Origin of the sequence: Pseudomonas sp. PA-6-3C (assembly GCF_021605825.1) — a bacterium.
Taxonomy (GTDB): domain Bacteria; phylum Pseudomonadota; class Gammaproteobacteria; order Pseudomonadales; family Pseudomonadaceae; genus Aquipseudomonas; species Aquipseudomonas edaphica.
Window position 1 is genome coordinate 156441 of the sequence record NZ_WKDV01000005.1, and the last position, 15685, is coordinate 172125.

General features: G+C 63.2%; 2 protein-coding genes and 1 pseudogene. All 3 read right to left on the reverse strand.

The genetic code is table 11. The features are described from left to right. Window positions 1-13: 13 nt before the first annotated feature. The 3 genes and pseudogenes from GIW48_RS05885 to GIW48_RS05895 all read right to left on the reverse strand — a co-directional run bounded on the left by GIW48_RS05885 (window position 14) and on the right by GIW48_RS05895 (window position 15590). Window positions 14-1594 carry a ShlB/FhaC/HecB family hemolysin secretion/activation protein gene (locus tag GIW48_RS05885; protein WP_170039727.1) on the reverse strand — a complete coding sequence of 527 codons (1581 nt, stop codon included), beginning with the start codon at window positions 1592-1594 and terminating at the stop codon, window positions 14-16. Between the two features lie 268 nt (window positions 1595-1862). Further along, window positions 1863-1962, reverse strand: a pseudogene (locus GIW48_RS29845) (transposase); the annotation flags it as partial. Between the two features lie 1010 nt (window positions 1963-2972). Then, window positions 2973-15590 (reverse strand): filamentous haemagglutinin family protein, encoded by a 12618-nt coding sequence (locus GIW48_RS05895; RefSeq protein WP_236461979.1) that lies wholly within the window; start codon window positions 15588-15590, stop codon window positions 2973-2975. Between the last annotated feature and the right edge of the window lie 95 nt (window positions 15591-15685).

Sequence of the window (15685 nt, forward strand, 5' to 3'; positions counted from 1 at the left end):
CCGGGAGAAAGGGTCAGAAAGTCGCCTGCACACTGAAGTGCAGTCGCGAGTCCTGTTTCTGGGTGTTCGGTCCATCGAGCAGCGGGTAGCCCCAGTCCAGGCTGCCGGATAACCATTTGCTCAAACTGGCGCGGGTGCCGAGGCCGACACTGGCCAGGCTGTATTCGTCTTCTTGCTCGGCCAACGGCTTTTGCAGGCGCAGGCGCGCGCCTTCGGCGAACGCGTAGAAGCGCCATTCCTGCACGTAGCTGCCAAGAAACTTGGCCAATGAGGGCGTGCGCATTTCCTGGGAGAACAGGAGGCCCTCGTCCCCCGTGCGCTCTGCCGCCAGGTAGCCGCGCACCGAAGTGGCGCCACCGGCGGAATACTGCTCGTTGGACACCAACGGCCCGGAGGCCAGTTGGAAACCGCCCTTGGTTGCCGACTGCCAATCACTGGCGAAGGTGTAGGTGTACGTCGTGTCGCCTTTAAGCACCGCAAAACTCGGGCTGGCCTTGTAGCGCTTGTATTCGAATTCCTGGGCATCGCTGCCGTAGCCGAAGAACGCACGGGTGCCGACCACCAGGTTCAGGCCCAGGCTGAGGGCCGATTGCTCGCTGTAGCGATAGCCGTTATAGCCGAAGGTGAACGGCGCATATTTGAGCGGCACCTTGTCGGCATTGCTGCCCAATTTGAGCTGCTCATCGAAGTCCTTGAAGTCCACGCCGAAGGAGAACGAATTGGCCCAGTTATCACTGGCCGGCAGGTTGTAGATCGCCGACACACCGTAGGAATGGCCTTTGCCCAAGACGTTGCTGCCGCCGATGGTGGCGATGTTGCTGTCGGACTGGTAGCCGGAGAACTGCAAGGTCCAGCGCTCATCCAGCGGCGCGCTGTAGGAACCCGACCAGACCTTGGCATTGCTGCTGTCCTGGGGCGCGGTGAAGTAGGTCAGCGAGATGCTGTGGCCCATTTGCCAGAGGTTGTCGTAGCCCAGGGTCGCCACGGTGCGCAGCTTCTCGGTGTCGGCGCTGTAGTCGTTGTTCAGGCCGATGCTGGCGTGCCAGGGGTTCTGGTCTTCCACTTGCAGGTCCACGTCCATGGTGCCTGGCCGCGCGCCTTCGCGTACCAGCGGCGTGACCTGGCGCCCGACGCCCCGGTTAAGCCCGGCGAGCTGGGTTTGCACACTGGCAAAATCCGGCACCGCGCCTTCCTTGAGCGCCGGCACGTCTTCGCGAATTTCCACCGGCGAATAGTGTTTGGCGCCGACCACGCGCACGCGGCCGACCTTGGTTTCGCTGACTTGCAGGTAGACGATGCCGTCATCGACCTTCTGCTCCGGCAGCTCCACAAACACCGACTGATAGCCACGCGCCTGGTAGATCTTTTGCAGCGCATCGCGAGCGCCTTCGATATCACCGAGGGTCTTTTGCGGGCCCAGGAACGGGTACACCGCTTCCTCGATGGCCGCCGCATCCAGCACGGTATTGCCGCGCACGAAATATTCGTTGACGTCGACCCGCCGCGCTGCGCCCTCCTCCTCGGCCAGCGCGGGTTGGGCCAAGGCCCCCAGCGTCAGGCACAGCGCCAGCGTTGACTTGAACAGATGCTCCACACGGCCCCCTGGTTGTCTAAAAAAGTGGCGCGCCTTCACCGATTGCACGGCGTTCGGCCTGCTCAATTGCTGGTGGTCGAAAGATGGCTGTGCCGGGCCAGCCAGGTGTGCAACAAGGCGAAGTTCAGTGGGAACTCCGGCATGTGCAGCAAGGCGCCACAAAACACTTCACCGATGATTTTCTGGATCAATTGCACCGCCTGCGGGTTGTTCAGCAGGCTGGCGATGTCACGCTGCAGGGCGTGGAGGCTCCACACCTTCTGGGTCAGGTCGAGGCCGACAAACCAGCGAAACAGCAGGTTGTAATTAAGCTGCTCGTGCAGTTGCTGTTCGCTGGGCACCGAATACAGCAGTTGCAGCAACAGGATGTGCACCACGGTGTGCGGCGCGATCAACATGCCCGGCTCGGGCTGGAGCCAGTCGCGGTACTGTTCGAGCACGTCGTCGATCTGCGGGCGCAACAACACCAGCGAGTGGCCCGCCGGGATGTAGCTGGAGACTTCCTTCAAAGCGCCTTGCCAATCGTCCTGGGAGACGATCCACACCCACGGCGCGCCGTAGCGGTATACCGAAACCGGCTTCTTGCGCGCGGCTTCGACGATCTTCGACAGGCGCTGATCGAGCTCCTGCATGCCGACTTTCGAATAACGTTCCATAGTTCCCATTGCCCCACTCCTGGCGTCCTGCTGACGGCTTTGGAGGCGACTTTTGATCGCCTGCAGCGCGTTACATAGGCAAGACGGGAGTGGGTGGGGGCTACCGAACTTTTGTCATGAAAGCTTCATTTGGGATTGGTTCGGGGGCAATTTTTGCTGAGAGATTGTAGGGGGTAAATCCGTTATTCAGGTAACGGCGGCTATTGGTTGCGCTCTTACAGCGGGTCACTTTTGCAAGGACCGGAATGCCGGCCCAGTCAAAAGTAACCAAAAGGTCCTCGCCCCAACACTCGGTGCCTCGCTATGGCTCGGCATGCCCGCAATCCGCCAGTGATTTGGGGGGCGATTTCAGATCAAGATCAAAAGCGCAGATCAAAAGACCGCTGACTTCGTCAGCGAAAAGGATGTAAGAGCAACAGCAACAGCAGAGCCACACTCGATCAAAGGTGGGAGCTGGCTTGCCTGCGATGGCATCAACTCTGTGAACCTGATGTACCGAGGTGTCTGCATAGCAGGCAAGCCAGCTCCCACAGAAAAGCAGTTCTTCAGTGTATTCAGATTGGTTACTTTTGGCTGGGCCGGCATTCCGGGCGCTTGCCAAAAGTGACCCGCTGTAAGAGCGGAACCATAGGTCGCCATCACCCAAATAACGGATATACACGCAAAAAAAGGGGCAATCACCGATCACCCCAAACCTACAACGAGAGGTCCCGCAAAAACCCTTACAAACTAATCTGCCTACGCTCCTCATCGGTCAACCGCGCCCGCGCCTGTTCACTCAACGGCCCCGCGCCCAACACCTGCACCGGACTGCCGGGGTTATACCCCGAGGTCTTTTGCTGGCCCGCAGGCTGCGGTTCACGCTCCACCGGCTCAGCGCCAAAACCCAACACCTCCACCGTCACGATCGAAGCCCTGCCCTGCTTCGCCGCCGCCTGCTGACTGCGCGCCGCGTCCTCCGCTGCCTGGGAAGCCGCCGCCCCCGCCGCACTCGCCGAGGTCATCGCCCCAGTGTTGACCGCCGCCGTCACCGGCACCCCGGACGACTTGCCCTGGGTCTGAATATTGGCCGCGTTCACCACGCGCAACGCCGCAATGTTGACGTTGCCCGAAACACGAATCCCCGCCTCGCCCGCATCAATGGTGCCCGCCGGCGCCAACAGGTCGATATCACCGGCCGGCACTTCGGCAATCGGCGCCAACGTCGCAATACCCGCCCCCGCACTCGGCACGTTGGGCGACAAGGTCACATTGCCCCAGTTGTCATACACGCGTTTCGGCGGGGTATAGAGCACGGTGGTTTTCGATCCCCGACCGGCGTTGATATCACCGGCATCGGACCACGCCAGAATCGAGCCGCCAAAGGTGGTCATGATGCGGCTCTGGCCCAACAGGATGCTGCCCTGGGCATACAACTGAATATCCCCGGCACCTTGAGTCAGCACCCCAGCGGTCGCCGGCGGCGCAGTCCCTTCAATACCGAACACCTGCTGCCCGCCAGGGCTGAGCATCTGGATATCGCCGCCAAACCGGGTATGCACCCCGGCACCGCCATACAGGGTGATATCGCCGTCATACACAATCGGGTTGCCCGCCACGTCCTTGCTCGGCAACAACCCGTCGATAGCCGCGCGGCTGCGCAAAAAGCTGCCGGAACGCGGGCCTGCGCTCAGGTTGAATTCACGACCGCCCGCGCGCACTTCGGCGAAGTACACCGAGCGCGCAAAAATGCGTTGCTGCTCAGGCCCCAGGCCGGCGAAGTACGCCCGCGCCTGATCGGCATCACCACTGAAGGCATAGCGTTCCTTGAGCCATTGCAGCAGTTCGGTCTCGTAGGTTTTCACCACCTTGCCCGTCTGCCCGGCCAGGGGCACACCGTCGAGCGCTTGGTTGGCGCGGTCCAGGTAAGGCGTGACGAACTTCAGGTAATCCAGGCCATTAGGCCCTACCCCGGCTTCCAGCACGATAGACGCACCTGGCCGGGAATCCCCCACCGCCACCGGGCCCAGGCTGGTGATGGAGGCTTTGTCTTCCATCAACAGATTACGCCCTGCACTGACTTCCAGGGTGCCGGGGCCGGCGACGTTGAAGCTGCTGTAGATAATGTCGCGTCCGGCAGACACCACCGAGACATCCTCGGGACGGTTATGCACGAACAGGTTGCCGCGGCTTTCGCCTATGTAGTCGCCGTTGTCAGCAAGCAACGCCGGAAACACCGTGGATGTGCCCAGATACGTGCCTGAGCCGACAATATCGCGCCCCGCTCGCATCCACACCGGACCTGCGGATTCATAGCGGACCTGCCCTTGCCGACCGCTGCTGAACGTGATGATTTCACCACTGCGCAAGCCGACGATATCGCCTTGATTGGCATAAAACCTGGCCGGCTGTGTCTGGGCTGGCGGGCGCGCAAGATCGGTTGGGCTGCGCAAGGCAAACAAGGAAAGATCAGCCTGTATCGCGTCACCGCCCAGGTTGTCGATGACGCGATTGAACCCGTTCCTGCCAACAAAGGCTGGCGCCAAAGGCGTCGCTATGGAACTCAGGCTGTCACCCGACTGGTTGACTGCATAGCCACTGGCGTAGATGGAATCGCCGGCCAACATCGCCAGCCGCCCCTGGCTCGATGGCGCCAGCAATAACGAGTAAACGGGATTATTGGGCAGCGGGCCAACGCCCAACGCGGACGCACCGAGATAGATGCTGCCATTGGCTGCCACCACGCCCAGTTTGGAAGGGAAGATAAAACGCCCATCGGAGCTTGAGTAGTTCTGCCCTTGCAAAGGTGCAAGGATGCCTGACCTGGCAAGCGACATGCTCTGCACGCTAGGCGTCAAACTGCCACCTGCGGAAAAAAGGTCAATGGCCGTGCGATCGGTCCACAGCGAGAACCAGGTGGTCCCATTGCCATAGTCTGTGCCGTTGTAACTGAATGCCTGGGTATTTTCGGTAGAAACACGTCCTGGATCGCCTGTCCCCGCCAGCACCAAGTCACCTCGGGTCGACAGGTTGGCCGTGGCGTCCCCCAACATCAACGTGATACCGCCCGTGGCCGTGCCCAGGCTGGCGGTGTACGGTGAGTAAGCACGGCTGTCCTTGGCATCCTGAGATCCGGGCACTTCACCGTAGTTCAAGGCAATGCCCCCCAGGCTGCCTGCTTGCAGGTTCAATGCACCACGCAGGTTGGTCAGTACGCCGTTGAGGCTGAGCACCTGCGCTTTATAATCGGCTGACAACGTAGCGGATTTATCACGGCTCGCGCGGGCATCCAGCCCGGGGTTCAAATCACCGCCCATGCGCACATCCAGATCACCGCCACCGGTGAGCAGCAATTGCCCGTCGACCACCCGGCCAGTGCTGCCAACAGCCAGCACCAACCCTTCGCTGCGCGGTGCTCTGACTGCACCGGGATCGCCGCGACGAACGAGCATGCCGGCATCGCTGCCCAAGTCCAGGGTCAGGTTGCCACCGCCCAGGGTGCCTACACCTGTGAACCCCACCAGGCGTGGAAGCAGGTTTATCTGTGCGCGGTCTTCGAGTTCGATGTTGGCACCACTGTCGCTTTTAACGTAAGTACCAAAATTGATCCACCAACTGGCAGGTGTCGGGGTCACACCCGCAGTGTTTCCGGTACCTTGGCGCCACAACCAATTGCCCAGGTTCGCACTGTTGAGTTGAGTGCGACCGTCATTGGGCATGATCGCGTCGGTGAGCGGCGTCCAAACATCGCCTGTCAGGCTACCACCCGTGCGCAACAACAAATTGCCGCCCCCATCGGGATACCAAGCGGCATAGGGGCTGCTTTTATCGACAAGCGTTTCATACGCCTTGGCCGCGCTGCCCAGCACCGTTCCATCCGCTGAGGTGGCGCGAGCGCGATCAAACTCAGCGGCGGCACTGCCTGCACGAGAAGCACTGGAGGCGCCGGCGGTATAAATACCATAGGGCGACTTCATCGCCACATTGCCCGCGGCTATCAAGTCCAGATCCCCGGTGCCGGTGCGCAGCACGCTAAAGTGCTGGCTCACGGGTGAGACCCGTTTCACCGGCCCGATGGTGACCTGCTCAGGTATTGCTGGAATCGGTTCGCCCAGGGAAACGCACAAATCAGGGTCGCAGGTGCCTTCGTCCTGAGGCGATACCGGCTGGCCCGGTACAAAGCCGAAGAGTTCCCCGAGGTCGCTCCATACGTACTTGACGCGAATACACATGTCGGGTTCATCACACAATCCCGACTCGGACTGCGACACTGGAGTCCCTGCCTCGTAACCGAACAGCTCGGCGGCCAAATCACTCCAGTACCATGCCCCACCCGGCCGCGCCGGTTGCGCCGGGATGATGATTTTGTCGTGGGTCTCATAGATTCCGTAGTGCGTGTCGGCCAGGGTCAAGTCGCCGGCGTAGGCTGGCTGGATCGCACGGGTATCAGCCGCCTGGGTATCGGCACCGGACACCAGGCGCAATGACCACGACTGCGAGCCCTCGGCCAGCATCGGTGCCACGGCCCAGTTCTGGCGCGCCGTGGCGCCGGTCACGGTGCGCAACGGTACCGACACCGCAGCATTGGGCAACTTGACGTCTGTACCATACGGAATCAGCGCCCCGACCTTGAGGGCCATGTCACCGGCCAGCAACACACCGTCCGTTGCACTGCCCGTCACGCCCCCACGGCTGGGCAGTGGCACGCCCGCCGGCCAGGTCATGGCGCGCAGCGAAGCCGCGCCGGCCAAGACCGTGCCCGCCTCCAGTTGTGTTCCGGCCGCCAGCACCACAGGCTGCTGCAATAAGGTGCCCGCGGCGTACAACAGGTTGCCGCCACTGTCGCGCACCGCCGCGCTCAACACCGTGTTGGCCGGCAGGGTCAGTGGTGCATCGAGTGTGCCCTGGGTCGGCAGCACAGTGCCTTGGGCCAATGTCGTCGCCTGGATCGGCAACGGGTAGTTGAGGGTCTTGCCCGTGGGGAATGCGCTGCCATTGGCGAGTACCACGCCAGGGCCGGGCACAATCACATCGGCACCGAACCCTTGCAGCCCCGGCGTCAGCACCCAGCCGTTATCGTCCGGCGTCTTCGGAGGCGGCGCAAAGCCATCGTTGATACTGCCGTAGACATCCAGGTTGCCACCGGCACGCACCACCAGGCTGCCCACCTCGCCCGAGCCGTACACCGAAGTCTTCGGCGTGTTGGGGTTGACGCTGGCGTAACGGTAGCCGGAAAGGTCCAGGTCGCCGCTCACCACCAAGTCGCCCTGGGTGACGATCTCCACACCTGGGCGCAAGTGGAACGCCTCGGTATAACGGCTGTTATTCAAGCCCGCGAGCTTGCCCTGCATCAGCCCGGCGTTGTTAAGGGCGTTGTTGATGAAAGCCTCGGCAAGCGCGTGCTTTTGCGTGAGGTAGTTCTGGTCAATCACCTGATACGGTCGGCCACTGGCCGACGGTTCTGTGCCCACCGGCGCATCGCTGTAACGGGCCACCGCGTTGACTGCAATGGCGCGGGCACCCTGGATGTTGACCTGCCCGCTGGCGTCGATGGCCACGTCATTGGCATTGAGCCGCGGTGCGTTCAATTCCAGCGTGCCCCGGGCCACGCCGTCGGAGTGTCCCGGACCACTGCCCAAGGCCGCAGCGGTGCCGTGGCGCAGGTCAATACGCGCGCCATCGGCCAAGGTCAATTGACCATCGCCGCTGTTGAGTTCCACCATCGCCCGGTTCGGCGCATCGATGATCTTGCCGTAGCTGTCGACCCGCAATACGCTGCCGTGCGCATCCAGCAGCGCGCTGCCGGCAAGGGTCAAGCCCTGCTTGCCGGCCAGGCGAATACTGCCGACCCGCTCGCTACTGGCATCGATGGTGCCCAGCACCGTCAGGCTGCCGTTATCCATCGAGACATTGACTTGATTGGCCTTGAGTTCATCGCCAATCACCAGGTTGCCCTGCTTGAGCTGGAAGCTGCGCGAGCCAACGACCTGGCCCTGGTTCAAGCGCTGGTTCAAGGCGGCAAAGTCCCCTACCTGCTGCGCGCGGATATCCACCCCACCGGCTTTGTACGGCACCAGAGTGCCACCGGCATCGTAATAACCGCTGCTGGCGCCGCGAACCTGCCCTTGCAAGTCGACCTGCCCGGCACCGGCGTCCACCGCCACAGCCTTGAGCAAGCCGCCCTGATTGAATTGCGCAGACACGTCGATCAACGCGCCTGTCGCCTGGCGAATGTTGCCATGACGGCTTTCCAGGCTGACATCACCGCCCCAGCTGTATTTACTCACATCGCTGATTTGCACTTTGCGCCCACTGAGGTCCAGGCGTGAAGCCGCGCCAAGGGTCAGTTCTTCATCGGCGCTGAGGGTGAGCTTGCCGCTCGGCAGCACCACCGAGGTATCCAGCGCCACGCTGCGACCGGACAGCAGCAGCTCGGCGCCCAAGGCGTCGATGGCCGCCGCCTCTACCGGCGCTGTGCCGCTGGCCGGGGCCCGCACAGTCAACGCGCCACCGACAGTGATGCGATTGACCGAGCCGGCTTCGCCGGTCAACAACGGCGTGCTGATGTTCAGGTTGCCGCCACTGTAGGCGAAGCCTTTGCCGGCCTCGTACGCACCCTGGGCCTGATGTACCGTCAGGCTGCCTTTGTGGTTGGCCGTGATACGTTCGCTGGCGTTGAGGTTGACCGTGGCAAAGCCCAGCGTCATGCGGCCATTGTTGGCCAGGCTGTCGGGCTGGGCATCGCGGCCATAACCGAACGCGATGCGCCGGGCCTGCAACGCCAGGGTGCCGCTGCCGGTACCCGCCCCATTGCTGATCACGGCTGGCGGTGTGCTGGTGGCGCCACCCCATACCAGGGTGCCGGTCTGGATCAGCGCCACATCACTGGCGCTGCCGTACCCATAGATCGCAGGCGTGGTCAGCAGCAGCTCATCGAGCAGCGACTTACCCGAACTGTCGAGGGTGCTCAGCGTGGTGTTGCCATAAAAATTCAACGATTGCCCGGCGGTCAGCGCCAGGCTTTGCAAGGCCGGTGCACCGCTGGAAGCATCGCCGCGCAGCAGGCGGTCCAGCACCTGCTGGTTGAGGGTCAGGCCCGACGGCAGCACACCCCGCGCAGCGGCGTCGGCCAGCGCTTGGGCACTGCCGACGTTGATCCCACCCACCGCCAGGGCCAGATGGCGGGTGCCATAGCGCACGCTGTCACTCAAGGCAAACCGGTTGGTGGTGGCAAAGGCTATCGAGCCTTCGGAATAGAGTGATGCGTCGCCGCTGCAGGCACTCAGGCTGCATTGGCCGATAAGAATGCTGCCCGGCCCACTGGGGCCGTCACCGTTTACCGGCGCCAGCATCTGCAAACGTCCATTGGAGACTGCCAACACGCTGCGGGTGCCCGGCCGGTAGATAAAACCATCATCGGAGTCATAGGCGGCCTTGCCGCGCCCCAAGGTATTGATCGACGCACCTTGCTCGATTTCAATCGCGCCCGATGACCTGCCCGACACCAGGAACACTTCCGGCGCCGCCAGGGTCGCGTCCTGGCGCACAACCACCGAGCTCGCGGTGATGGCTGCCAGGTCGGACCTGACGAAGTTGCCACCTTGGCCATACACCACCGTCAGTTCACCGCCCACCACCAAACGGGCAGCCCCCAAGGCATTCAAGTCGCTGGCCCGCACCGACGCCATCAATGCAGCGCTACTGGCCGTTGCGGTGTCAGAAACCACTTCTATGTCGCCACTGGACAGCACCGCAACAGTGGCGCCAAAACCGCCCTGTGCGGGTTTGAAGCGCCCCTCACCATCAAAGCTGAACCCCAGGTCTTTTTGACCGCCCACCAGTCGCAATCTCAGGGTTTTGGCATCGGCTTCAAGCGCAGCACGTGGCACACCCAGGCGTGCCGCATCCGCGCGAATAAAGTCTGCGTAAGCGGTTTCGTTGTACTGGGAATAACGGCGCAATACCTCAGCCGGAGTGACAATCAACTGGCTCGATAAACTGTCACGAATGTGAGTACCGGCAACCGACAGCAAGCCTTCGGTTGACCAGGAACCGTTATTCATGGCCGCGGCGCTGTGCATCGCGCCGCTGGCGAACGGCGCGGCCAAGCCGTTGATCTCCAACCGAAACGCCCCTGGCAACAGGGCGTAAGTGGACGGCAGCAAGGTGTAGGTCCCCTGTGGCAGGCCAGGCACACCCGCACCGATATTGATTTGCTGGCCGACCAGAGGCTGGGTCGCGCCCGCTTCGCCGCCGCTCGGCGCTACCCAGGGCTGGCTGCCGGGGACAATCGCATAGATGGGGTTGGTGGCCAGGCCCGGTAAGGAAAAGCGTCCGTCCGCTCCGATTTGCACCAAGGGGTTGTAGCGCGCATCCGTGGAACCGCCGCGCCCGGAAACGAATGCCGCGCCAAGCAATTGGCCGCCACCGGAAAGGTCCAGCACTGCGTCCCGTTGCACATTCAGCGAGCCGCCCGCCAGTTGCACACCCACCGCCGCATTACCTGTACTGCGGGTGCCGCCAACGCCCAACAACTCTACCTGCTTGCCGTCGTAGCGCCACGTCACGCCGTCGACTGTTCCACCATAAGGCAGCACCAGGCCACCTGCGCTGACAGAGGTCAGGCTGCCCGGCAACAGATTGATCACTTTGGTAGCGCGCGTAATACCACCGTCCACACCCAAGCTGAGACTGCCCATAGGCGCGCGAAGCACACCGCCTTGCTCGATGGTCGAGGCGTTCAGCGATAGGCTGCCGAACACTGAGTAAGGCAGCGCCGGGTCCGTACTGCGCACCCGGCCAATGCGCAACGTACGCGCCGGGTCAAATTCACCGCCGGTGTTACCTGCCGTCACCTCGGCAACGGCCCCGGTCGCCGGGTAAATCTGCGCGGCGATCAGGTTCAGGTCGGCTTGGGTGGTCAGGGCGGTTTGGGTTTTGTCGGCGCTTCGGGCCAGAAAGCGCATATCCCCCTGGCTGACCAAATGAGCCTGGTCAAAGGCCCGCCGGTCAATACCGTTGGCCAACGCTTTGGAGCGCTCGGCATGGGCGCCGAAATTGACGCTATCACGCACATCCAGCACGTTCGACGCTTCGACGCTCAACAGGCCAGCCGTACCTTGAGTGGAAACGCCGCCCTGGACCGTCGGGCGCACCAGGCTGTCGGTGGCGCTGTTGTTGTTGCCCACCCCGGCAAGGCGCACATAGGGTGCGGTCAAAAACACCTGAGACGGCTTCGCGGCGCTATCGGTCAAAGCCATGGCCCCTGAATACAGGCTCAGGCTCTGCCCCAGACGCAAGGACACATCACCGTCAAAGCTGATCAGGCCGTTGCTCAGCAGCGACAGGTTGTCGAAACCGCCGGCGCTGACCTGGTTGGCCGTCAGCCGTCCGTACCCGTAGGTCAAGCCGCCCGCCACCGCTTCGGGCGTACTGCCGATCGGTAAAGGCGCGCCTGAATCGGCGGCACTGACGATCAATTCACGCGCCTGGCGCACACGGGCAACGGCGGTATCGAGGTACAACGGCGCTTCCAGGGCCACGTTCAGGCTGCCACCCGCCGCACCGGCGCCGCCGCTGTTGGCGCTAAGCGTGCCGTCCAGATAAAGGCCATTGTTGGAAGCCAGGGAGATGTTGCCGCCACGGCTGGCGACCACTGTGGGGCCGGCACCGGACATGTCCAGTAGCGCCTGGCTACCAGAGGCGTCCAGGCGTGCGCCTTCGCGCACCACCACAAACAGGTTGGCCGCGCTGGCGATTCCGGTGGCCGGGTCGATCAGCCCGCCAATCACGATAGTGCCGCCCTGGCCCACCACGCCGTAGCGCCGCCCCAGGCTGTCGACAGCCGTGGCTGCGCGTGCGGCCACGTCCAGCACGGCGTGTTCGCCGACCCAGATCGAACGGTCGTGACCTTTGGCCTCAACACCATCGGCCACCGTGGGCTGCACGCTGACGCCACCCAGGGTGATAGTGCCGCCCCAGGCATTCAACGTGCCGTCCACGGTCAACTGGCCAATGCTGCGCACGCCGATGGACTGGCCCGGATCCACGTTGATCACCGCGCCCTGGCCAATGCGCGCCTGCACCACTGCCATTTGCGCGGCAGTGGACAATGGTGTGCCGGCTTGCAGGCTCAGGCTGGCGCCTTTGCGTGGCGTCAGCTGGCCTTTGGTGGGGGTTTCGCGGTATTGCGGCGGGGTCCAGATTTGCAGTGCGCTGCGCGGGTCGGCGCCGCTCACCAGGTTTTGCGCGGTGTCATTGAGGCGGTAAACCGGCGCAGTCACGTCGACCTGAGTACCGTCGGCCACTAACAAACCTTCGTTGCCGGTGATGTCGTAGGCACCAAAGCCTTTGTTGAAGAACCCGCTGTCGAGTTGCAGCGTGCCCGCCTGGGGCGCGGCCGGCTGATCACTGATCAGCACCTTGCCGGCCTGCACACTCAAGCGCCCGCCGCCACTGACGCCATAGCCGAGCAACTCGCCGTTGAGGGCCAGGTTGCCGCGGCTGTCTGCACTGTTGGCGTTGGCCGCAAGCGTGACGTCGCCGCCCTTGCCACCGATCAGTTGGTTCCTGGCATCCAGGGCCGCGCCGGAAGACACGTCCACCCGGCTGCCGGCTGCCAGGCTCACATCGCCACTGCTGCGCAAGGCCACGTTGCCGCCGTTGAGGTAAGGCAACCGGCTGCTGTCGCTCACACTGAGCAACTGGTTGCTCCACAGACCGCTGGTATCCAGCGACACGCCAGCATTGACAACCAAGCTGCCGCGACCACCAAGGGTCACGTCGTTCTTGCCGGTCGGCGTAATCTGCGCCTGCACGTTGCCCAGCTGCAGGCTGCCGGAATGCGCGGTGAGGTTGGCATTGACCTCGATCTTGGGACCAAACAAGGTGATGTCACCGGCGGGCTCCACCTCCAGAGCGCCATTGACCAGAATCGAGCCGGTGCTGGCGACCTTGATCGATCCCAGTTTCGTCGCGCTCAACGCCTCACTGTCCAGATACAACGTCGACACTCGATCAGCCGGCAGTGCGCTGTTCAAGTCCAACCCGGCCGCGACGGCAGCGGCCCTTGGCCCCAGCACCACGTTCTTCGCCGTGTTGGCGTCCGCGCCCAAGGCATACTGCAACTGGGCACTGTCCTTGACGTAATACGGCACATAACTGCCCACCACCAGGGCGGCGCCACGGGCCACGGCTTTTTGCGATTGCAGGTAACCGTCCAGGCCTTTTTGCGCAGCCTGGGTCTGGCGCTCACCCTGGTAGGTGTCGCCGACAATTTGCCCTTCCAGCACGGCGCCGGCAGTACTGACGACCAGGCGCCCGGCATCGCGCCCGACGGTATAGCCGGCTTCGCTGCGCTCGCGCGGGGCGATCAGCGGGTTGTAGTAATAGTCGGTCACGCCCCAGCGCTGGCTGTGGTCTTCGTAACCCTTGTAGATCCCGGTATAAAGCAAATCCCCCGGCGCACTGGACAGCTCGTACAAGCGTCCATCAGGGCCTTTGAGCCAGGTTTGCTGGATCTTGCCGGCCTGCACATCAAGGGTGCCGCCCGACAGGTTGATCTGCGAACCCTGCCGGGTCACCACGTCCTTGCCGCTGAACGTCACGGTGCCACCCTGGGCCATCCATTCGCCAATGCCGTGGTTGCGCGTGCCCAGATAGCCGCCCACTTCCAGCAGGCCGCCCGCGGTGTACCAGCGGTCGGTGGCATAGCCATTGGTGCCGGCCGGGACAAAAATCAGGTCGCGGACATCCACCCACACATCGTTGTTGTTCAGCGTTTTGCCGTCACGGTTGACCGCCGCATCGCGCTGCTCGTTACCCTGGATATTGACCTTGACGCTGTTGGACTCCATCGCCAACTTGACGCCGATGGCGCCGGACACGTCGATCACTGCGCCGTCACGCAGCAAGCTGCGCTGCGCCGCCTTCACGCCGACCTGACCACCCGTTGCCAGCGTCAGGGAGCCGCTGCGAAAGTCCACCGTGCCGTCACTGGTGATTTCCACCAGGGATTGGTCGCGCCGGTACACGTCAGCCGGCACGACGTTACCGGCCTGGTCAGCCGCCGGGGTAATCAACCCGGCGCGCTGGCTGTCGAGGGCGTTGCTGCTGTCGAGCACAATGGCGCTGAGGCTGCCCTCGCCCAGGCTTACGCTGGCGTTGCTGCCGGTGCCCTTCAAATGCACGGTGCCACGTGCTTCCACCGAGGAGCTTGAAAGCACCACGCCGTTTTGCAGCACCTGCTGGCCGGTCAGGGTGATGTCCCCCGTAGAGGCCTGGATCAACCCCGTGTTGCTGGCCTTGCCACTGCCGGTGACGCTGACTTCGTTGCCGCGTGTAGTGGAAGCAACATTGCCGTCGGTGCTGTAGCCCTTCTTGATCACAAAGCTGTCGCCCGCCGCCAGCACAGTCTGGCCGCGCGCGGTGGAAATGCTCCCGGCGTTTGCCACCTCTTTGCCCAGCAACAGCACATAACCGCCACCCGCCGTCGATGTCGCGGGCACCTGGGTCTGGATCTGCGCGCCGCGCTCGACCGTCACATTGCCGGCGGCCTGGGCAAAACTCGGCGCGCTGTTGCTGGCGCTGTACAGGCCCCTGGCGGTGAATTGCTCATCGCTGAACCCGGTGGCTGCCGCCACCAGGTTGCGCACATTGACCTGGCTGCTGCCGCTGAACACCACGCCGTTGCCGTTGACGATCATCACCGTGCCGTCGGCCTTGATCGCCCCCTGGATCTGGCTAGGCGCGGTGCTGTTATTGATCTTGTTGAGCACCGCCCAATCGCTGTTCTGCTGGAACTGCACGGTGGTGTCGCGGCCCACGTTGAAGGTTTGCCAATTGAGGATCGCCTTGTCGGCCGTCTGCTTGATCGACACCAGCGTCTTGCCGTTGGCATCGGTCTGCACCGGCCCTTCGGCGTTGACGAACAGCGGCTTGCCATCTGCGCCAATCACCACATTCAAGCCATTACCACCCAGGCCGTTGTGGATGCTCTGCGGCGCCGCGCCCGCGCTGCTTCTGGCAGCGGCCTGCACGGCCTGTTGCGCGGCAATCGCGGCGACGCTGGTATTGAGGTTCTGCAAGGAGCGCTGCAACTGCTCGTTGCCGCGCTGTTGCTGGGACAACGGCGGCGGCGTTCCCGGCATCACCACACCCGGTCGTGCGCTGCCGGCCGTTTGCGCTGCGCCCTTGGCCGAAAACCAGCCCGAACTGAACGCCTGAGGCTGCGCCGCGTGGGCACCACCGGCAAACACCAGCAGCGCAATGACCTGGGCCAGGGGTTTGAGCAGCAACACTTGACCTGAGGTGGCAGGCACCTTGTCGGCACGGGTAGCAGGCAGCTTCAGTCGGGAACGCATCACTTACAGGTCCTTTTGACGGGTCAGGCGAACGACGGGCACGCAAACACTGCGCGGCCACGTGTCGGGGTTATTGCTTAAGGCAGTTGCCGGGG

Coding starts and splice junctions, on each gene's coding strand:
- GIW48_RS05895 (WP_236461979.1), bottom strand. CDS start 15,590: ATGCGTTCCCGACTGAAGCTGCCTGCTACCCGTGCCGACAAGGTGCCT.